The following is a 19,052-nucleotide window of genomic DNA, read 5'->3' as shown; positions in this document are numbered from 1 at the left end:
GAAATGATCGTAAAAACAGTCATTTGGCAAACCTGACTGTTACATTAGCAAGAATTTGACGGCGTCTTGTATCGATTGCTTATAGGTGTACAAGTGAAGCAGTTATAAGAACCCGCTTTATTAGTTAGCTATCGACTTGATTCTTTCGCCAGGCTTTCAAAACCTGTCTGAATATTGAGTGTATGAAAGAAAGTCGAAATTTCTTCAGATTCTGTGTGACCTGCCAGCGGGTTGCGTGCATCAGTACAAGTAACTCGCCGAACGGTAAGCCCAACCGACGGCACATCACTTGATTGGGCATTAATAGAGAGAAGACCCCATGACCGCCCCGCTCCGTATCAACGAAGCTCTTTTGATTGCCAACCGCGCATTTAAACCTTTTCAATGCGTCGCCTGGGCCCCACAAGACGGCAATGGCGAACTGAGCCTGACCGTCATTGACCGTACCAACTCCCAGATCGGTCGCACCCAGATCCCGAGCAGCGCCTACTCCGATCCGGCGCAACTTGAATACCTGCTGCAACAGGCCCGCGCCGAACTGAGCGAAGAAGGTTACGCGTTGCAATCCTGGTCGATGCCACACTGATATTTGCGGGTAATGCGGATGACGCTCAAGTCATCCGCCCTCTTCTGTTAGTTGCGAATCTTTTTCCAACTTCAGTCTTTTTGTACAACTTTCCTCAATACTTTCGCGCCTAAATGCTTGGCAGGCTTGCGACTGGTTCAAAAAGACACTGTTCTGGCACAGTGCGACCCTCCATCTGTTAGTTCTTACAGTTGTACTAACGCGTATTCAGGGATTGAATGTTTCGCTCATGCAGTTACCCGTTCCGCCTCCCGGAAATCGGTCGACTCGCAAGGAGAAGCATGCATGTCATCCCAGATCGCCATAGCGCTGCCGACGCTTGCGAATAACACCGGACAACTCGACAAGACCTTTTCCAGCAACGGTGTGGCGCAGGTCTACTTCGCCGGCAGTGCGTCCAGCCTGACCCAGAGCGTGGCGCTCGATGCGCAAGGCCGGATACTGGTCGTCGCCAAGGTGGGCACTGCTCAAGGCAGCCGTTTCGGTCTGGCCCGCCTGCTTGAGGACGGCTCGGCGGATCTGGGATTCGGCTTTCAAGGCAGCGTGATCGGCCGGTTCGCTGCCGGTTTCGAAGCCACCGGCAGCAAGGTGCAGGTCTTGCCAGACGGGCGGATTCTGCTGGCGGGCCTGCACTACGAATCGGAACATCGCACCCTGCCCGCCCTGGCTCTGTTCGATGCCCAGGGCCGCCCTGACCCGGATTTTGGTGACAACGGCCGGCAAATTGTCCGCCTGCCCGGCGACCTGTCCATGGGCACCCGCGATGCCTGGCTCCCGCCGGGCGTTCCGGGCGCCGAAGCCTGTGATTTCGCGGTGCAGCCGGACGGACATATCCTGCTGATCGCCAACCATCACTTCGAACTGGCCGATCACGTCGGCATACTGATTCGCCTCAAACCCGACGGCCACCTCGATCCGTCCTTTAACGGTCGCGGGTTCGTCATGGTTCGCCACTTGCTGCTCAATACCTGGTTAGGCGGTCTGCTGCTACAAGACGATGGAAGAATCGTGGTGGCCGGCTCCATCGATTTCCCACAGGAAGGCCTGCTCGCCCGCTATCTGCCGGACGGGCGGCTCGACGAGCGTTTTGCAGTGGATGGTTTCCTCGCCTTCAAAGTCCAGGGGCGCAGCGCACTGGTCAATCAAGTCATCGAATCGGCAGAGCATCTGCATTGTTTTGGCAGCAGTCGCGATCCGATTCGATGCATGGCGCATTCTGTTCATGGCAACGGTCGCCCCGATCTGCACTGCAACGGTGGTCAGCCGCATTTGCTGGAAATCGGCCCCAGCGGCTGCCAGTGGAGCGCGGCACAAGTGATGCCGGACGGTCGCACCCTCGCGGTCGGTGCGACCATCGGCGGGGTTGAAGCGGACTTCATCGTCGCCCGCTATCTGGCCAACGGCAGCCTTGATCGAAGCTTCGGTTCCGGAAATGGCTGGTTGCGTACGCGGCTGGGCCGCAGCCTCGATACCGCCACTTCACTGGCGATCCAGCCGGGTGGCGAGATACTGGTGGGCGGTTATTCGCTGGATGGCAACTACCGCGCTGTGGTCGCGCGTTATCTGAATCAATGATGCGAACCTTCCTGCACTTGATCTTGCCCATCGCTTACGGCAACTTGCGCGCTTCTTAAAACAAGGAGCAACCGATGTCCGGTTCGATGGCCCAGGCGTTCGCGCACAATTTTCTCGGGCATTCGTCCCGCTGGTACAAGGCGTGCATCGTCGGTTTTCTGATTCTCAATGCGCTGGTGCTGTGGACTGTCGGCCCGGTCGCGGCCGGCTGGTTGCTGGTGATCGAGTTCATTTTCACCCTGGCCATGGCGCTCAAGTGCTACCCGCTGATGCCCGGCGGCTTGCTACTGATCGAAGCGCTGCTGCTGAAAATGACCACGCCCCAGGCATTGTATGAAGAGCTGCAGCACAATTTCCCGGTGATTCTGCTGCTGATGTTCATGGTCGCCGGCATCTACTTCATGAAAGACCTGCTGCTGTTCCTGTTCTCGCGTCTGTTGCTGGGCGTGCGTTCGAAGGCGCTGCTGGCCCTGATGTTCTGCTTTCTGTCGGCGTTTCTCTCGGCGTTTCTCGACGCACTGACAGTAACCGCAGTGATCATCAGCGCCGCCGTGGGCTTCTATTCGGTTTACCACCGGGTGGCCTCCGGCAACGATCCGCGCCAGGACAGCGAATTCAGCGATGACCAGCATCTGCCTCAACTGCATCACGAGGACCTGGAGCAGTTTCGCGCCTTCCTGCGCAGCCTGTTGATGCACGGCGCCGTCGGCACTGCATTGGGCGGCGTCTGCACCCTGGTCGGCGAACCGCAGAATCTGCTGATCGGTCATGAAATGGGTTGGCACTTCGCCGAGTTTTTCCTGAAGGTCGCGCCGGTTTCCCTGCCGGTTCTGGTCGCGGGGCTGGTGACCTGCATCTTGCTGGAGAAACTGCGCTGGTTCGGTTACGGCACGCTGCTGCCGGACAACGTACGCGCCGTGCTGGCCAACTACGCCGCCGAAGACAACGCCGAGCGGACCCCGCGCCAACGCGCCGCCCTGCTGGTACAAGGCTGCGCTGCACTGATCCTGATTGCCGGGCTGGCGTTCCATATTGCGGAAGTCGGCTTGATCGGCCTGATGGTGATTGTGCTGATCACGGCTTTCACCGGCATCACCGACGAACACCGACTGGGCAGCGCCTTCAAGGACGCCATGCCGTTCACCGCACTGCTGGTGGTGTTCTTCGCCGTGGTCGCGGTAATTCACGACCAGCAACTGTTCGCGCCGCTGATCCAGTGGGTGCTGGCGCTGCCGGCCAATCAGCAGCCGGGGATGCTGTTCATCGCCAACGGCCTGCTGTCGGCGATCAGTGACAACGTGTTCGTGGCCACGATCTACATCACCGAAGTAAAGCAGGCGTTCCTGTCCGGCCACATGAGCCGCGAGCATTTCGAGACGCTGGCGATCGCGATCAACACCGGCACCAACCTGCCGAGCGTGGCGACGCCCAATGGTCAGGCAGCGTTCCTGTTTCTGCTGACGTCGGCGATTGCGCCGCTGGTGCGGTTGTCGTACGGGCGGATGGTGTGGATGGCGTTGCCTTACACCGTGGTGATGGGATTGCTCGGCTGGTACGCCGTGAGTTACTGGCTGTAGAAACAAGATAAAAAATGTGGGAGCGAGCTTGCTCGCGATAGCGGTGTGTCAGTCAACCAAGATGCTGACTGACTTAGCGCCATCGCGAGCAAGCTCGCTCCAACATTGTTTTACAGGATGTACTTTTCGATGGCCTGCGCCACACCATCCTCGGTGTTCGGCCCCGTCACCACGTCGGCCTGACGCTTCACCGCATCCTCAGCCTGCCCCATGGCAATCGACAACCCGGCAACATGGAACATCGCCGGATCATTGCCGCCATCGCCAATTGCGGCGGTCTGCGCCAGTGGCACGCCCAGGTGTTCAGCCAGCGTGACCAGCGCCGAGCCCTTGTTGGCCTCGACCGCCGTCACATCCAGGTACACCGGTTGCGAGCGCGACACCTGCGCCAACCCTTCGACCTTCGGCAGCAATTGCGCCTCCAGTTCGATCAGCAATTGGGTGTTGTTGCTGGTCGCCACGATCTTGTCGATACGCTCGAGATACGGTTCGAAGCTCTCCACCACCACCGGCGGATAACCGAGCCCGTGCTGCTCGCGAGGCACCATCGGCCCGTGCGGATCCTTGAGCAGCCAGTCGCCACCGCTGAACACCCAGATTTCGACGTCCGGCTGATCGGCGAACAATGCCAATGCAGTCAACGCCGCCGTTACGGGCAGGTAATGCGCAACCAGAATGCTGCCATCCGGGTTGACGATCGTGCCGCCGTTGAACGCCGCCGTCGGCAGATCGACGCCCAGCGCTTCGATCTGCTGCAACATGGCTTTGGGCGGACGCCCGGTGGCCAGGCTGAACAGAACGCCCGCCTCGCGCAACGCACGAACTGCATCGATGGTGCGCTGGCTCAGGCTGTGATCGGGCAGCAACAGCGTGCCGTCCATGTCACTCAACAGAAAACGGATCGGCTCGCTCATCCGAGACCATGCCAGACGCGACCATCGCGAGTCAGCAGGTCATCGGCGGCTTTCGGCCCGTCTTCGCCCGCGGCGTAACCCTGCACGCTCGCGTCCTGTTGCCAGGCGTCGAGGAACGGCTGCACCGCGCGCCAGCCGTTCTCGATGTTGTCAGCGCGCTGGAACAGCGTCTGGTCACCGGTCAGGCAGTCGTAGATCAGGGTTTCGTAGCCGGTGGACGGCTGCATTTCGAAGAAGTCCTTGTAGGCGAAACCCAGCTCGATATTGGCCATGTTCAGCGCCGGCCCCGGCCGTTTGGCCAGCAGGTCGAACCACATGCCTTCGTTGGGCTGGATCTGGATACGCAGATAGGTCGGCTGCAATTCGTCGACCTCGGTGTCCCGGAACTGCGCGTACGGCGCCGGTTTGAAGCAGATGACGATCTCGGTGTCGCGCACGCTCATGCGTTTGCCGGTGCGCAGGTAGAACGGCACGCCGACCCAGCGCCAGTTGTCGATCATCACTTTCAGCGCCACATAGGTTTCCGTGGTGCTTTCTGGGGAGACGTTGTTCTCATCGCGATAACCGGCCACCGGTTTGCCGGCGACTTCACCGGCGCTGTATTGACCGCGCACCGAGTTTTCCCGTGCTTCTTCGGTGGTCCACGGCCGGATCGCACCGACTACCTTGGCCTTCTCGCCCCGCACTGCATCGGCGCCGAACGCGGCCGGCGGCTCCATCGCGACCATGGCCAGCAACTGGAACAGGTGATTGGGCACCATGTCCCGCAGGGCGCCGGTGTGTTCGTAAAAACTGCCACGGGTTTCGACGCCGACGGTTTCGGCAGCGGTGATCTGCACGTGGTCGATGTAGTGGTTGTTCCAGAACGCTTCGAACAGGCTGTTGGAGAACCGGCTGACCAGAATGTTCTGCACGGTTTCCTTGCCCAGATAGTGATCGATCCGGTAAATCTGCTTTTCCGACATGACCTTGAGCAGGCAGGCGTTCAACGCCTCGGCAGTTTGCAGGTCGGAGCCGAACGGTTTTTCGATCACCACCCTTCTGAAGGCTTCCGGGGTTTCTTCGAGCAACCCGGCGCTGCCGAGACGGCGCACCACTTCGCTGAAGAAACGTGGCGCGGTGGCCAGGTAGAACACCGCATTGCCAGTGCCGCTGTCGGCGATTTTCGCCGCCAGGGCTGAATAAGTGCTGTCATCCAGGAAGTCGCCCTGGACGTAGCTGATGCCTTTGGCGAGCTTGGCCCACAAGGCCGGATCAAGTATCTGATCGCCCTTGCCGACTTTCGCTGCCACTTCAGTGCGGATGAAGTCTTCGAGCTTTTGCGCGAAGGCTTCATCGGTGATGGCGTTGTGGTCAACGCCGACGATCCGCAGGCCATCATCCAGCAGGCCGTCGCGACTCAGGTTGTACAGCGCCGGCATGAGCAGGCGCTTGACCAGATCACCGTGGGCGCCGAACAGAAACAGCGTGGTCGGTGGCGCGGGTTCTGCCTTGGATTTCCTGCGGATCGTATGGGTCATTTCTTCGGTGTCTCCACGTGGCCGCCGAAGCCGAAGCGCTGGGCCGAAAGAATCTTGTCGCCGAAAGTGCCCTGGCCGCGCGAGCGGTAGCGCGAGAACAGCGAGTTGGACAGCACCGGTACCGGCACCGCTTGTTCCATGGCCGCTTCGATGGTCCATTGACCTTCGCCGCTGTCCGCCACGGAGCCCGAGAAACCGTCGAGTTTCGGGTCGCTGGCCAGCGCATCGGCGGTCAGGTCCAGCAGCCAGGACGACACCACGCTGCCACGACGCCAGACTTCGGCGATGTCGGCCACGTTCAGGTCGAAACGCTGATCTTCCGGCAGGCGCTCACTGGATTTGGTCTTGAGGATGTCGAAGCCTTCGGCGAAGGCCGCCATCATTCCGTACTCGATCCCGTTGTGGATCATCTTGACGAAGTGACCGGCACCGGCAGGACCTGCGTGGATGTAGCCGTGCTCGGCACGGTGGTCATCAGACTTGCGGTCCTTGGTGCGCGGGATGTCGCCCATGCCCGGCGCCAGCGCGGCGAACAGCGGGTCGAGACGCTTAACGGTCTCGGCATCGCCACCGATCATCATGCAGTAACCGCGCTCCAGGCCCCAGACGCCGCCGGAGGTGCCGACGTCGATGTAGTGCAGGCCTTTCTCGGCCAGGGTTTTGGCCCGGCGGATGTCGTCCTTGTAGTTGGTGTTGCCGCCATCGATGATGGTGTCGCCCGCCTCAAGCAGATTGCTCAGGGTTTCGATGGTGTCTTCAGTCGGTGCGCCGGCCGGCAGCATGACCCACACCGCACGCGGCTTGGCCAGGCCTGCGACCAGTGCATGCAGGTCGGCGACGCCGGTAGAGCCCTCGGCGGCCAGGGTGTCGACAAAGGCGGTATTGCGGTCGTAAACAACGGTGGTGTGACCGTTGAGCATCAGACGTCGCGCAATATTGCCGCCCATGCGGCCCAGTCCAATAATCCCGAGTTGCATGTGCTGATGCTCCTTACTACAAATAAAAGTGTGTCAAAGGTATAGCCCAACGCGACTAATGGAGGTTAGTCCAGAGCGTCGGGTTGAAGTTTCCGTGCATTGTGCCCGATCCAGACTGATAACGTCTGGAAACGCGCCGAAGACACAACGACCATGAAAAATAAAAAAGTTCCATTCACGAGCAAAAGAAATCAAAATCGGCGCCGATAGCAGGTCAAGGCCCGAAACCGGGGCTGATCTGCAGTTGAGACACGCCATTTGCGAGGTGAGCAATGGGCACAGTACACACAGCAATGCCGCCACAAACCCTGTACGTCACCATCCGTCGCGATGAATTGCGACAGTTGAAAGATGAACGCGATCAGCTCAAGCAGGAACTCGCGCAATTGCGCCTGCTGACCCAGGGCGCCGAGCCACAGCCTCTGCCGCGCGTACAGCGCTCGCCTAACGCCTGATCTCCCCGCCCGTTTCGGGAGCGGCCATTGCCGTTCCCGACATGCTGCACCTCCAGCCGATTCCGGCAACTAACAAAGTTTTCACATTCGCTTGTTGATACTCCGGCGCATTCTGGCCGTGCGTGTCTGCGCATGGCCTCCGTTCGTCGGGTTCATGCGCCGGTTGCATGACGCGCCCGGCGGTGGATGTGACGACTGAGCTGGAGTGCTGAATGGCGGTGTTCAAACGCAGCAATACGACTGCGACAGGTTTCGACTGGGCCGGTTTTCTCTGGCTGTTCGTGTTTTTCTGGTACTTCTCCGGTATCACCCAACTGCTGATCCAGTTGACAGGCACCTCCGGGTTCACCGGCTTTCGCCAGGCCTTCGTGATGAGCGCCGTGTGGCTCGCGCCGATGCTGCTGTTCCCCAAACGCACCCGTCTGCTCGCCGCGCTGATCGGCGTGGTGCTGTGGGCCTGCTCGATGGCCAGCCTGGGTTACTTCTTCATCTACCAGCAGGAATTCTCCCAGAGCGTGATCTTCATCATGTTCGAGTCGAATGTGTCCGAAGCCGGCGAGTACATGACCCAGTACTTCGCCTGGTGGATGGTCCCGGCGTTCCTCGCGCACACCGCATTCGCCTATTTCCTGTGGACCCGCCTGCGTCCGGTGTACCTGCCCCGTGGCCGCGCGTTCGTCGCCGCCATGGCGATTCTGGTGGCCGTGATCGGTTATCCGCTGGTCAAGCAGACAATGCGCACCGGCAGCTTCGCCCAGGGCTTCGAGAAATTCGAAACCCGCATCGAGCCGGCTGTGCCGTGGCAGATGGCCGTGGCTTATCACCGCTATCAGGAAACCCTGGCCGACATGCAGGGCATGCTGCACAGCGCGAGCAAGATCCCACCGCTGAAAAACCTCAAGGACTCGGGCGCCAACCAGCCGGCGACCCTGGTGCTGGTGATCGGCGAATCCACCAACCGCCAGCGCATGAGCCTCTACGGTTACCCGCGTAAAACCACGCCGGAACTGGACAAGCTCAAGGATCAGCTGTCGGTCTTCGACAACGTCATCACCCCGCGCCCTTACACCATTGAAGCGCTGCAACAGGTGCTGACCTTCGCCGACGAAGAAAACCCGGACCTGTACCTGTCCACGCCGTCGCTGGTCAGCATGATGAAACAGGCCGGCTACAAGACCTTCTGGATCACCAACCAGCAGACCATGACCAAGCGCAACACCATGCTCACGACGTTCTCCGAACAGGCCGACGAGCAGGTGTACCTGAACAACAACCGCAACCAGAACGCCGCGCAGTACGACGGCGACGTGATCGAGCCGTTCAACAAGGCCTTGGCCGACGCGGCGCCGCGCAAGTTGATCGTCGTGCATCTGCTCGGTACGCACATGAGCTACCAGTACCGTTATCCGCCGAGCTTCGACAAGTTCCAGGATCGCAACGGCGTTCCGGCCGGCGTGCGTGACGATCAGGTGCCGACCTACAACAGCTACGACAACGCGGTGCTGTACAACGATTTCGTGGTGTCGAGTCTGATCAAGGACTACGCCAAATCCGATCCGAACGGCTTTTTGCTGTACCTCTCCGACCACGGTGAAGACGTGTTCGACTCGGTGGGCCACAGCACCTTGGGCCGCAACGAAAACAAGCCGACCGCGCCGATGTACACCATTCCGTTCATGGCCTGGGCGTCGCCGAAGTGGCGTGAAAACCACGACTGGAGTTTCGCCGGGGATCTGAGCCGGCCGTACAGCAGCTCGCACCTGATCCACACCTGGGCGGATCTCGCCGGCTTGAGTTTCGATGAACTCGACCGCAGCAAGAGCCTGGTCAGCGACAGCTTCAAGCCCCGTCCGCTGTTGATCGGCAACCCTTACGAGCGTGAACAGCGGGCCCTGATCGACTTCAGCCTGATGAAGCCGAAAAAACCCGCCGCCACGACCACGGAAGTGGTGCTGCAGGAATAAAAAAAAGGGCCGGAAACGGCCCTTTTTTCATATCGGCGAAACATCTTCAAATAACAATATTTCTCGTTTGACACTAAATCGCACTGCCCGCTTTCGTCTTTGAGCAAACGGAATTTTTCCCTCGATGACAAGGAGTCGGCTGCGATGTTCGCGCCCATCACCCGTTCCATGACCCTCACCCTGGGCCTGTGCAGTGTTGCACTGAGCCCGGATCTGCTGGCTGAAACCGACACAGAAAAACAGTCGCCCCCCGCTGCGCCGGCCCTGGAGCTGGCATCCACCAGCGTCACCGCCCAAGGCCTGGGCAACACCACCGAAAACACCCACGCCTACACCACCGGCGCCATGAGCACGGCAACGCGGTTGAACCTGTCGATCAAGGAAACCCCGCAGTCAGTTTCCGTGGTCACTCGCCAGCAGATGGATGATTTCAAGCTCGGTACATTGTCCGAGGCCATGAGCCAGACCACCGGCATCGTGGTGCAACACAACGATTCGGATCGGGTCAGCTATTCGTCCCGCGGCTACTCGATCAACAATTTCCAGATCGACGGGATGCTCAACACCTTCCAGTACATGAAGTCCGATTCGGACACCATCATCTACGACCGCATCGAAGTCGTGCGCGGCGCCACCGGCCTGACCACCGGCGCAGGCGATCCGTCGGCAACCATCAACATGGTGCGCAAACGCCCGACCGCCCAATGGCAGGCTCAGGCCGGTGCGAGCGGCGGCAGCTATGACGATTACTACAGTTACGTCGATGTCGGCGGCCCGCTGGCGTTCGACGGGCGACTGCGCGGTCGCAGCGTGCTGGCCTACCGCGACCAGGGATCGTTTCGCGACAAGTACGCCCTGCAACGGGAAGTCGGCTACGGCATCCTCGAAGCCGACCTGACCGACTCCACCGTGCTGGCCGTCGGTTACGACTATCAGGACAAACAGGTGCAAGGCTCTTCGTGGGGCACCTTGCCGTACTGGAACGCCGACGGCAGCAAGGCCAGCCTCGGACGTTCGACCAACATGGCGACCTCCTGGAGTTCCTGGCCGCTGCGCGACAAGACCGCGTTCGCCACCCTCGATCAGGCCCTGGCGGGCGACTGGCACCTGAAAGCCGCCTACACCCACCGCAAGAGCGACACCGACGGCAAGGTCTACTACGCCGGCGCCGGTTTCCCCGAACCTGATCGCAGCGGCATGACCGCCTACAGCTCACACATGATCGGCCCGCAGCGCATGAAGGCGTACGACTTCAACCTGTCCGGCCCCTACTCGCTGCTGGGCCGCGAACATCAGATGATGATCGGCTACGGCGAAGCCGAGCGCAGCTCCAGCTCGCCGTACACCGTTGACGGTCCGGTGGCGCGCAACTACAGCACCATTCGCGACTGGAAGTACATGGGCGACATTGCCAGATTCCCGGACACCGTGACCGGGCTCACCAGTGCCAAAGACAGCACGCAACAAAAAGCAGGTTATCTGGCGACCCGCCTGAGCCTGACGGACGACCTGCACGCCGTGCTCGGCACTCGCTACGGCAGCTGGAAGGCGTCAAAAACGGCCAACACCTTCGACGACAACCTGCAACTGGAAAGCGTCGATGCCAGCCGCCAGCAGCACAACGACATGTGGACTCCCTACGCCGGCCTGCTCTATGACCTGACGCCGGAGTACACCGTTTACGCCAGCTACACCGACATCTTCAAACCGCAGACCTACCGCGACGCCAACCGCAAGTTCATCGAGCCGATCGTTGGCAGCAACTATGAAATCGGGCTCAAGGGCAGCCTGCTGGACGAACGCCTGAATCTGGCCACCGCCATTTTCTGGAGCAAGCAGGACAACGTCGCCGAAGTGGATGACTCGGTGCCGCCGGATCCGGTGACCCTGGAGGAGTTCTACAAGTCCGGCGGCAAGGGCAACAAGGTCAACGGTTTCGAAGCCGAGGTCTCTGGCGAAGTTCTCGACGGCTGGAACATGACCGCCGGTTACACCTACACCCACTCGGTCAACGGCGAGAAAAATCGCACCAACACCAACCAGCCGCTGAACCTGTTCCGTTTGTCCACGGCCTATCGCTTGCCGGGCAACTGGAACGCCCTGACCGTGGGCGGCGCGGTGAACTGGCAAAGCGACGTATACGGCAATTCCAACCGACCGGTCGGACGCAACGCCAATGGCCGGATCATCACCGAGCGGGCGCGAATCAGTCAGGACGCCTACACAGTGGTCAAGTTGATGTCGCGTTATGAGTTCGACAAACACCTGTCGGCGTCCCTCAACGTCGACAACCTGTTCGACAAGAAGTATTACGACAACGTCGGCTTCTACAACGGCGTGTTCTGGGGCGATCCTCGCACCGTGACGCTGAGCCTCGACTGGAAACTCTGACGCCCTTCCCTCGTGACCTGCACGCGTTATTCACGCGTGCAGCGTTCGTCCGATACGCCGTGGAAACACCCGGTAAAACCTACACTGAACGAGCGTTAACCTCTCGTTAATGCCCTCGACGGACACTGCGCCCCGAGGACCAGATTCATGGACGAACGGCTCCGACATTTTTCGTAGGAGGCACCATGAAAACCACGACTGCAATCCTTGCAGGTCTGCTCACACTGGCATCCGCCAGCGCATTCGCCGAAGGCGGCGCCGAGCGCATGAGACATTACTGGGCAAACTTCCCGGTTCATTCCGCACAGAGCCAGCAGGCTGACGCGAAGACCAATGAACTCAAGGTTCCGGACGACCAGACCGCCCAGGTCACCGAGTCCTATCGCCCTTGAGCGAACGCTTTACCGATGGACCTGCGATGGCTCCGCTCCGGCACCGCAGATGACAGTTGGGCGCCCTTTCCGGGCGCCTTTTTTTATGCCTGCAAATCCTTGATCCAGAACAGCATGCGCCCGTGATTGGGATCGAACATGCCCGGCGCGAAGCCGAATTTGGCGTAGGAATTTTGCGCCACGGCGTTGCCTTCAAGCACTTCCAGAGTGATCTTGCAGCAACCGCGCTGACGGGCGATGTCCTCGACCTTGCGCAGCATTTTCTGACTCAGCCCCAAACCGCGAAACTTGGTCACCACGGACACGTCGTGCACGTTGACCAGCGGCTTGCAGGCAAACGTGGAAAACCCTTCAAAGCAGTTCACCAGCCCCGCCGGCTCGCCACCGACAAACGCCAGGACGCTGAACGCGTGGGGCCGCTTGGCCAGTTCGGCGGGCAGTTGCTGCAACAGCTCGGGGGCAATGGGATGGCCGCCGCCCATCGGGTCTTCGGCGTAATGATTGAGCACCACACCGATGGCCTCGGCATGCACCGGGTTGGTGTAACTGGCTTGAAGCACAAGAATTTCTGCGGAATCCATTTCCTTCCTCGATCGCACGGCGCCCCGGCGCGTTTGATACGCACTGATAGGCTCGGCGACCTTAGCGCGAGGCAGGTCCCGGCGACAACCCGGCATTTTCAGTGCCCCCAGATGAGTTCTTCGGTCCAGCCGAGCTCGGCGAAATCCTCGGCTCGCAAACCGGACTCGCCGGCACAGAAAAACTCGTCCAGCTGCGGCGGTTTCACCGAGGTACCGCTGAGCATCGCGTGGACCTGGCCACGGTGGTGAATCTGGTGTTCGAACAGATGCGAAATCATCCGCAGACGACTGTCGTGTTGCGGCGTGTCGCGGGCGATGGTCACGATACGCCCCAGATCGGCATCGCGCAGTTGCTCGCAATAGGCGACCAGCCGACGGTCGACATGCGCCTGTTCACGGCGCAAGGCCTGAGCCTCGGTGAAGGGTTCGTCAGCGTTGAAGAACACGTAGCAATCGGGATGCGGTTCGTCGCCGCGCAACTCACGCTCCAGCGCGTCGACGTAGAACCAGTCGCAGGTGAGGATGTGGTTAAGGGTCAGGCGGATGCTCGGGAAGAAACTGACCCGTGGCGCTGCCAGCTGCGCGTCGTCGAGCTGGCTCCAGGCCTTGGCCAGTCGATGGTTGGCCCAGGCGTTCTGATAAGCCATGGTCAGCAAATGGTGGGACAGTGGCTGAGTCATGTCGCGCCCTCCGTGTTTCAGGTTTCGGCGAAGCGTTGCAGCTGCATCTCCTGCAAGCGGCTGAGGGTCCGGCGGAATGGGAATTCCAGATAGCCCTCGGTGTACAGCGCGTCCATCGGCACTTCGGCCTCGATGTACAGCGGCACCTTGCGGTCGTAGCACTCGTCGACCAGCGCGATGAAGCGGCGCACGCCGTCGTCGTGCACCGACAGCTGCGGCAATTCGCGGTCACCGGCCACCACCCGTTCCGCGCCATCCTCGGTGCCACGGGCAATCCGCCCTTCGCGTTTTTTCGCGCTGAGGTTCGGCACCTCGCTCAACAGGATAGCCCGGTAGGTGTCGCACAGCGCGATGAAATCCATGGCGGCGAACGGTTGCTCGCACAGGTCGGCGTAACGGCACCACAGCACCGAATCGCTGGCCTGCACCACGTTCAAGGCGCGGTAACCGACCGGCACCGGTTCGGCACTGACGGTTTGTCCGGCGGCCAATGCTTCAAACACTTGGCTTAGCGCGCTACCCTGCCCCGGCTGAACGACCCAGTAACGCTGCTCGATGGCGCCGGGATGCAAGCGGTGATCTTCGGCGCCATTCACCGCGACCATTTGCATGTGCTGCTTGATCGCGGTGATCGCCGGCAAAAAGCGATCGCGGTTGAATCCGTCGGCATACAGCTGATCCGGCGGCAGGTTGGAGGTGCAGACGACCACCACGCCTTCGTCGAACATCACCTGAAACAGCCGCCCGAGAATGATTGCGTCACCAATGTCATTGACGAACAGCTCATCGAAACACAGCACCCGCACCTCGGCCGCCAACTCACGGGCCAGCGCCCGCAATGGATCGGCGATCCCGGTCAGTTGAAACGAGCGTTGATGCACCCAGCCCATGAAGTGATGAAAGTGCTGCCGCCGCGCCGGCACCCGCAGGCTTTGGTGGAATTGATCCATCAGCCAGGTCTTGCCGCGCCCGACCGGGCCCCACAGGTAAACGCCGGTGACCGAACGGGCACCGGCGTGCAGGGCTTCATGGCATTTTTGCAAGGCCCAGACCGCGTGTTCCTGGGCTTCATCCTGGATGAAGCCCTTGTGGTCGACGGCGTATTGCCAGGCGCTCAGGGGGGAGTCGAAAGTCATGCGCGGCAGTATGCCACGATGGCTACAGGGAAATATCCAGCCGAGCGATTTTGCCCTGTTCGTTGAGCCGGAACGTGTAGCGCAGCTCCAGCGGGCTGCCGGGGAACGTTCCGGAGATCAGCCCTTGCACCAGCACCTTACCGGTGCGCTGCTGGACGCCCAGTACTTCCACCCGTGGCTGATAGCGCTGGGCAGTGTCTTGCATCCAGTTGGCGATGGCCTGCGGGCCGACCTGATGATGGCCTTCATCGAACACATGGGCATCCTCGGCAAAAAAACTGCCGACCCGGGACGTATCGCGAGCATTGGCGGCGTTGATGTACTCAACGATGGCCGGGGCGAGGATCGAGGTGGGATGGAACATGATTACAGCTCCTTTTTTCGGGTTCTGTCGCCATCCTAGAACAGCCCTGCGTCAGTTCCTGTCAGGAGTGAAACGGCCGTTTTCGTCCAGTTGCATCTGCCGCTGCCAGGTGCGCAACAGGTCACTGCGACGCCCCGGATAGCGCTCGCCCTGCAGGCTGGCGGCGGCAATCCGGTCGGTGCGAAACGTGCGATAGGCGCCGCGCAATTCACACCACGCGACGATGATCCGCACCTCGTTGAGAAAGCCCAGCGCCAGCGGCCAGATCAAGCGTTGGCTCTGCACCTGCTGCGCATCGGCGTAATCGATGTGCAGCTTGGCCTGATCGCGGATCGCGTGACGGAAAACGTTCAATGGCACCGCGTTTTGCGGAAAGCCGTAGCCCGGTGGTCCGGGCATGACGGTCGGATTGCGCAGTGCTTCCTGGGCCTGCGGGTCCAGCACCGCAGCGATTTTCGCCAGTGCATCCGCCGCAGCCTTGCTCAGGACTTCGTCGCCGCGCTGATCGACATAACGCAGGCCCAGCACGATGGCTTCGGTCTCGTCGGCGTTGAGCATCAGCGGCGGCAGAAACAGACCGCTGCGCAGCACATAACCGATGCCCGCCTCGCCATGGATCGGCGCACCCAGTGCGGTCAGTTCGGCGATGTCGCGATAAAGGGTGCGTTCGGAGATTTCCAGCTCGAAGGCCAGCGTCGCGGCGGTGACCGGGCGTTTCTTGCCACGCAACACTTGCAGCAGGGTCAACAGACGAGTGGTTCGCGACACGGTGTGAGGCTCTGGGCAGAAAATTTGCCGGAGCTTAGCAGAGCCTGGTGTCAGAAATTGTCAGGAGCTTTCACCAGGCTCGGAGGGGATCACGCGTCGACTTTGTGCCGGGCCGCGTACAGGCAAAGCATCTCCATGGCCAGGGTCGCCGCCGCCAGCGACGTCACGTCCGCGTGATCGTAGGCCGGGGCTACTTCCACCACGTCCATGCCCACCAGATTGATCCCGCGCAGGCCGCCAAGGATCTCCAGCGCCTGCACCGTGCTCAGGCCGCCGCACACCGGCGTACCGGTGCCCGGTGCAAAGGCCGGATCGAGGCAATCGATATCAAACGTCAGGTACACCGGGTTATCGCCGACACGCGCGCGAATGGCCTCGACAATCGCTTCGCAGCCGCGCCGATGCACCTGCCGCGCGTCCAGCACCTGAAAGCCCTGATGATCGTCATTGGTGGTGCGCAAACCGATCTGCACCGAGCGCGCCGGATCCACCAGCCCTTCCCGCGCAGCGTGCCAGAACATGGTGCCGTGATCGACCCGCTTGCCACCCTCGTCCGGCCAGGTGTCGCTGTGGGCGTCGAAGTGAATCAGCGACAGCGTGCCGTGTTTGCGCGCATGGGCCTTGAGCAGCGGATAGCTGATGAAGTGATCGCCGCCAAAGGTGAGCATCGCGCTGCCGGAGCTGAGGATGTGCTCGGCGTGGGCCTCGATGCTTTCCGGAATGGTGTGCGGCGAGCCGTAATCGAAGTCGCAATCGCCGTAATCGATCACCGCCAGATGATCGAACGGGTCGAACGCCCATGGCCAGTGCCGTTCCCAGGCAATCCCGGTGGACGCCGCTCGAATCCCGCGCGGCCCGAAACGTGCTCCGGGACGGTTGCTGGTGGCGGTGTCGAACGGCACACCGCTGACCGCCACGTCCACGCCGCGCAAGTCACGGCTGTAGCGTCGGCGCATGAAACTGGTGATCCCGGCGTAGGTGCTTTCGGCGGCGGTGCCGAAAAGGCTGTCACGGGTCAGGGCCTGATCGTTTTGCATGGGCACGTCCATCGGTGTGTTCCTGTTGTTATGAAGGGCTATTGACGGCTACGGAAGGTGGTCCACAAGCGTGTGCGCTGGCGCATGTCCTTGAGGCTCATGCTGTGGTCGGCGTACAGCCGCTCGCGCACGTCGGGTTTCGGGAAAATGTCCGGATCGTTGCGTACCGCTTCATCCACCAGCGGCGTGGCGGCCTGGTTGGCGGTGGCAAAGAACAGCGTATTGGTCAGGGCCGCCACGGATTCGGGGCGCAACATGAACTCGATGAAGGCGCGTGCGGCTTCCGGGTGCGGCGCGTCTTTGGGGATGGCGAGGTTGTCCTGCCACACCAGCGTGCCTTCCTTGGGAATCCGGTAAGCGACCTCAAACGGCTTGTTGGCCTTGCGCGCCTGATCGGCCGCCATGCTCGCGTCACCGTTGTAGGTCAGCGCCAGGCAGACGCTGCCGTTGGCCAGATCGTTGATCTGGCGGCCGGTGGCGACGTACAGAACTGAGGGCTGCAACTTCTGCAACAAGGCTTCGGCGGCGGCCAGATCGTTCTTGTCGGTGCTGTAGGGATCTTTACCGAGGTAATGCAGCGCCAGACCGATCACTTCCTGCGGCGAGTCGAGAATGGCGATCCCGCAATCCTTGAGCTTGCTGGCGTATTCAGGCTTGAACAGCAGATCGAGGCTGTTGAGCGGCACATCCGGCAGCCGCTGTTTGACTGCCTCGACGTTCATGCCCAGTCCCAGCGTGCCCCAGGTGTAAGGCACGCCGTAGCGGTTGCCGGGATCGACCGCCGCGAGTTTTTCCAGCAGGTCCGGATCGAGATTGGCGTACCCCTTGAGCCCTTCGTGAGGGATTTCCTTGAGCGCTCCTGCCGCCAACCCACGGGCCAGCACGCTGGACGAAGGCACCACCACGTCATAACCGCTGCCGCCGGTGAGCAGCTTGGTTTCCAGTACCTCCGATGTATCGAAGGTGTCGTAGCGCACGTGGATACCGGTTTCCTTTTCAAAGCGCTGCAAGGTTTCCGGCGCCACGTAATCGGCCCAGCTGTAGAGATTGAGGGTTTTCTCTTCGGCCTGGGCGGCGATGGAGACGGTAAGCAACAAAGCGGGCAAACACAGCTTGAAGACGGGAGCCATGACGAACACCTGACCGAAGGAAGTGGTGGCAGGATGCGCCGTCGGATACATTCGAGAAATATCAAGTTTGTTAACCTGACTTTATCCCGGAGTAATGTGATGCTCGGTCAGCTCCACGATGTCGATCTTCAGCTTCTGCGGCTGTTTCTCGGCGTGGTCGAATCCAATGGTTTCAGTGCTGCTCAAGGTGAACTGGGGCTGAGCCAGTCGAGCATCAGCCAGCAAATGGCCAAGCTTGAAACCCGCCTCGGCTATCGGTTGTGCAACCGTGGCAAGGGCGGTTTCAGCCTGACGCCCAAGGGCGAGCAACTGTTGATTGCCGCGCGGGCGCTGTTCGACTCGATCGAAACCTTCCGCCATCAATCCAACGGCGTCGCCGGACGTTTGATTGGTGAAGTGCGGCTGGGCCTGTCGGAAGCGGTCGATCAGTCGGTGCTGCAACGGGTGGCGGATGCGATCCGGCGGTTTCGCGAGCGGGACGAATCGGTGCGCATCGAGCTGATCAGCGCCATGCCCGGCGAAATGGAGCGCCTGTTGCTGCAACAGCGGCTGGACCTGGCCATCGGTTACTTCTCGCAGGTGCAGAGCGCCTTTGATTACCGCGAATTGTTCAGCGAAACCCAGCACCTGTACTGCGCGCCCGGCCATCCGCTGTTTACCGACGATGCGCCTGATGACGCCGCGTTGCAGGCTTGCGACCGGGTCGATCACCCGTATCGGTTCCTGCGCAGTGACGAGCCGTTTCAAGGCAAGGTCTGCTCGGCACGCTCGGAGCAAGTCGAAGGCACCCTCGCCTTCATTCTGTCCGGCAAACACGTCGGTTATCTGCCCAACCATTACGCCCGCCAATGGCAGGACAAAGGCCTGTTGCGCCCGGTGCGCGAAGGCGAGTTGAGCTTTGACGTGGCGTTCCATCTGGCCCGCCATCGGGCGCAGGTGCCCGGCGATGCACAGAAAGCCTTTGAGCAGGACTTGCTCTGCGCCTTTGGTCGAACCTAACCTTTT

At 60.9% G+C, this 19,052-nt stretch carries 18 protein-coding genes; 8 read left to right on the top strand and 10 right to left on the bottom strand.

What is annotated here, in order from left to right:
• The first annotated feature begins 319 nt into the window (after window positions 1-319).
• The 3 genes from LOY31_RS14025 to nhaB all read left to right on the top strand — a co-directional run bounded on the left by LOY31_RS14025 (window position 320) and on the right by nhaB (window position 3,738).
• On the top strand, window positions 320-586 hold the full coding sequence (locus tag LOY31_RS14025) for a hypothetical protein (protein WP_007957481.1): 267 nt from the start codon (window positions 320-322) through the stop codon (window positions 584-586).
• Between the two features lie 285 nt (window positions 587-871).
• Window positions 872-2,161 carry a hypothetical protein gene (locus tag LOY31_RS14020; protein ID WP_258713542.1) on the top strand — a complete coding sequence of 430 codons (1,290 nt, stop codon included), beginning with the start codon at window positions 872-874 and terminating at the stop codon, window positions 2,159-2,161.
• Between the two features lie 74 nt (window positions 2,162-2,235).
• A complete protein-coding gene (nhaB, locus tag LOY31_RS14015; RefSeq protein WP_258713541.1) occupies window positions 2,236-3,738 on the top strand; it encodes a sodium/proton antiporter NhaB in 1,503 nt (500 codons plus the stop codon).
• A gap of 110 nt (window positions 3,739-3,848) precedes the next feature.
• Here nhaB and LOY31_RS14010 read toward each other — a convergent pair whose 3' ends face one another.
• The 3 genes from LOY31_RS14010 to gnd are packed head-to-tail and all read right to left on the bottom strand — an operon-like array spanning window position 3,849 to window position 7,149.
• Window positions 3,849-4,652, bottom strand: a complete 804-nt coding sequence (locus LOY31_RS14010) for an HAD family hydrolase (protein ID WP_258713540.1) — start codon at window positions 4,650-4,652, stop codon at window positions 3,849-3,851.
• Window positions 4,649-6,172, bottom strand: a complete 1,524-nt coding sequence (zwf, locus tag LOY31_RS14005) for a glucose-6-phosphate dehydrogenase (RefSeq protein WP_221535440.1) — start codon at window positions 6,170-6,172, stop codon at window positions 4,649-4,651. Before zwf ends, LOY31_RS14010 begins: the two co-directional genes overlap by 4 nt.
• Complete coding sequence (gnd, locus tag LOY31_RS14000; RefSeq protein ID WP_258713539.1) at window positions 6,169-7,149, bottom strand: phosphogluconate dehydrogenase (NAD(+)-dependent, decarboxylating); 981 nt, start codon at window positions 7,147-7,149, stop codon at window positions 6,169-6,171. The genes zwf and gnd overlap by 4 nt, the downstream gene beginning before the upstream one ends.
• Window positions 7,150-7,421: 272 nt before the next feature.
• On the opposite strand from gnd, the gene LOY31_RS13995 reads away from it, so the two are divergent.
• The 4 genes from LOY31_RS13995 (at window position 7,422) to LOY31_RS13980 (ending at window position 12,351) form a co-directional block, all read left to right on the top strand.
• Window positions 7,422-7,604: a DUF6026 family protein gene (locus LOY31_RS13995; protein ID WP_258713538.1), complete on the top strand. Its 183-nt coding sequence runs from the start codon at window positions 7,422-7,424 to the stop codon at window positions 7,602-7,604.
• Window positions 7,605-7,816: 212 nt separating this feature from the next.
• Window positions 7,817-9,568: a phosphoethanolamine transferase CptA gene (locus LOY31_RS13990; RefSeq protein ID WP_007957509.1), complete on the top strand. Its 1,752-nt coding sequence runs from the start codon at window positions 7,817-7,819 to the stop codon at window positions 9,566-9,568.
• Between the two features lie 144 nt (window positions 9,569-9,712).
• The gene (locus LOY31_RS13985; protein WP_221535442.1) at window positions 9,713-11,959 is read left to right on the top strand and encodes a TonB-dependent siderophore receptor; all 2,247 of its coding nucleotides are present in this window, start codon (window positions 9,713-9,715) and stop codon (window positions 11,957-11,959) included.
• 185 nt (window positions 11,960-12,144) lie between these two features.
• Complete coding sequence (locus LOY31_RS13980; RefSeq protein ID WP_007957512.1) at window positions 12,145-12,351, top strand: hypothetical protein; 207 nt, start codon at window positions 12,145-12,147, stop codon at window positions 12,349-12,351.
• A gap of 83 nt (window positions 12,352-12,434) precedes the next feature.
• On the opposite strand, the gene LOY31_RS13975 is transcribed toward LOY31_RS13980, so the two are convergent.
• From LOY31_RS13975 to LOY31_RS13945, 7 genes are all read right to left on the bottom strand, one after another.
• On the bottom strand, window positions 12,435-12,932 hold the full coding sequence (locus LOY31_RS13975) for a GNAT family N-acetyltransferase (RefSeq protein WP_115077848.1): 498 nt from the start codon (window positions 12,930-12,932) through the stop codon (window positions 12,435-12,437).
• A 98-nt stretch (window positions 12,933-13,030) separates the two neighbouring features.
• Window positions 13,031-13,612, bottom strand: a complete 582-nt coding sequence (locus LOY31_RS13970; protein WP_221535443.1) for a DinB family protein — start codon at window positions 13,610-13,612, stop codon at window positions 13,031-13,033.
• A 17-nt stretch (window positions 13,613-13,629) separates the two neighbouring features.
• Window positions 13,630-14,748 (bottom strand): cell division protein ZapE, encoded by a 1,119-nt coding sequence (gene zapE, locus LOY31_RS13965; protein ID WP_221535444.1) that lies wholly within the window; start codon window positions 14,746-14,748, stop codon window positions 13,630-13,632.
• Window positions 14,749-14,770: 22 nt separating this feature from the next.
• Window positions 14,771-15,112, bottom strand: a complete 342-nt coding sequence (locus LOY31_RS13960) for a nuclear transport factor 2 family protein (RefSeq protein ID WP_007957516.1) — start codon at window positions 15,110-15,112, stop codon at window positions 14,771-14,773.
• 51 nt (window positions 15,113-15,163) lie between these two features.
• The gene (locus LOY31_RS13955) at window positions 15,164-15,880 is read right to left on the bottom strand and encodes a YafY family protein (RefSeq protein ID WP_221535445.1); all 717 of its coding nucleotides are present in this window, start codon (window positions 15,878-15,880) and stop codon (window positions 15,164-15,166) included.
• Between the two features lie 89 nt (window positions 15,881-15,969).
• A complete protein-coding gene (speB, locus tag LOY31_RS13950) occupies window positions 15,970-16,929 on the bottom strand; it encodes an agmatinase (RefSeq protein ID WP_085745795.1) in 960 nt (319 codons plus the stop codon).
• A 26-nt stretch (window positions 16,930-16,955) separates the two neighbouring features.
• Window positions 16,956-18,047, bottom strand: coding sequence for a polyamine ABC transporter substrate-binding protein (locus tag LOY31_RS13945; protein ID WP_221535446.1), 1,092 nt, complete (start codon window positions 18,045-18,047; stop codon window positions 16,956-16,958).
• Between the two features lie 99 nt (window positions 18,048-18,146).
• Between LOY31_RS13945 and LOY31_RS13940 the strand changes: the two genes are divergently transcribed.
• On the top strand, window positions 18,147-19,046 hold the full coding sequence (locus LOY31_RS13940) for a LysR family transcriptional regulator (protein WP_258713537.1): 900 nt from the start codon (window positions 18,147-18,149) through the stop codon (window positions 19,044-19,046).
• Window positions 19,047-19,052: the final 6 nt, after the last annotated feature.

It is taken from the genome of Pseudomonas sp. B21-021, assembly GCF_024749205.1.
In the GTDB taxonomy this organism is placed as follows: domain Bacteria; phylum Pseudomonadota; class Gammaproteobacteria; order Pseudomonadales; family Pseudomonadaceae; genus Aquipseudomonas; species Aquipseudomonas paraglycinae.
The sequence above is the reverse complement of the archived record's forward strand: the minus strand, read 5'-3'. Positions and strand labels throughout refer to the sequence as shown.

Coding starts and splice junctions, on each gene's coding strand:
- LOY31_RS13970 (WP_221535443.1), bottom strand. CDS start 13,612: ATGACTCAGCCACTGTCCCACCATTTGCTGACCATGGCTTATCAGAAC.
- LOY31_RS13945 (WP_221535446.1), bottom strand. CDS start 18,047: ATGGCTCCCGTCTTCAAGCTGTGTTTGCCCGCTTTGTTGCTTACCGTC.
- zwf (WP_221535440.1), bottom strand. CDS start 6,172: ATGACCCATACGATCCGCAGGAAATCCAAGGCAGAACCCGCGCCACCG.
- LOY31_RS13940 (WP_258713537.1), top strand. CDS start 18,147: ATGCTCGGTCAGCTCCACGATGTCGATCTTCAGCTTCTGCGGCTGTTT.
- LOY31_RS14020 (WP_258713542.1), top strand. CDS start 872: ATGTCATCCCAGATCGCCATAGCGCTGCCGACGCTTGCGAATAACACC.
- LOY31_RS14025 (WP_007957481.1), top strand. CDS start 320: ATGACCGCCCCGCTCCGTATCAACGAAGCTCTTTTGATTGCCAACCGC.
- LOY31_RS13960 (WP_007957516.1), bottom strand. CDS start 15,112: ATGTTCCATCCCACCTCGATCCTCGCCCCGGCCATCGTTGAGTACATC.
- LOY31_RS13980 (WP_007957512.1), top strand. CDS start 12,145: ATGAAAACCACGACTGCAATCCTTGCAGGTCTGCTCACACTGGCATCC.
- LOY31_RS13995 (WP_258713538.1), top strand. CDS start 7,422: ATGGGCACAGTACACACAGCAATGCCGCCACAAACCCTGTACGTCACC.
- speB (WP_085745795.1), bottom strand. CDS start 16,929: ATGGACGTGCCCATGCAAAACGATCAGGCCCTGACCCGTGACAGCCTT.
- LOY31_RS14010 (WP_258713540.1), bottom strand. CDS start 4,652: ATGAGCGAGCCGATCCGTTTTCTGTTGAGTGACATGGACGGCACGCTG.
- nhaB (WP_258713541.1), top strand. CDS start 2,236: ATGTCCGGTTCGATGGCCCAGGCGTTCGCGCACAATTTTCTCGGGCAT.
- LOY31_RS13985 (WP_221535442.1), top strand. CDS start 9,713: ATGTTCGCGCCCATCACCCGTTCCATGACCCTCACCCTGGGCCTGTGC.
- gnd (WP_258713539.1), bottom strand. CDS start 7,149: ATGCAACTCGGGATTATTGGACTGGGCCGCATGGGCGGCAATATTGCG.
- LOY31_RS13975 (WP_115077848.1), bottom strand. CDS start 12,932: ATGGATTCCGCAGAAATTCTTGTGCTTCAAGCCAGTTACACCAACCCG.
- LOY31_RS13990 (WP_007957509.1), top strand. CDS start 7,817: ATGGCGGTGTTCAAACGCAGCAATACGACTGCGACAGGTTTCGACTGG.
- zapE (WP_221535444.1), bottom strand. CDS start 14,748: ATGACTTTCGACTCCCCCCTGAGCGCCTGGCAATACGCCGTCGACCAC.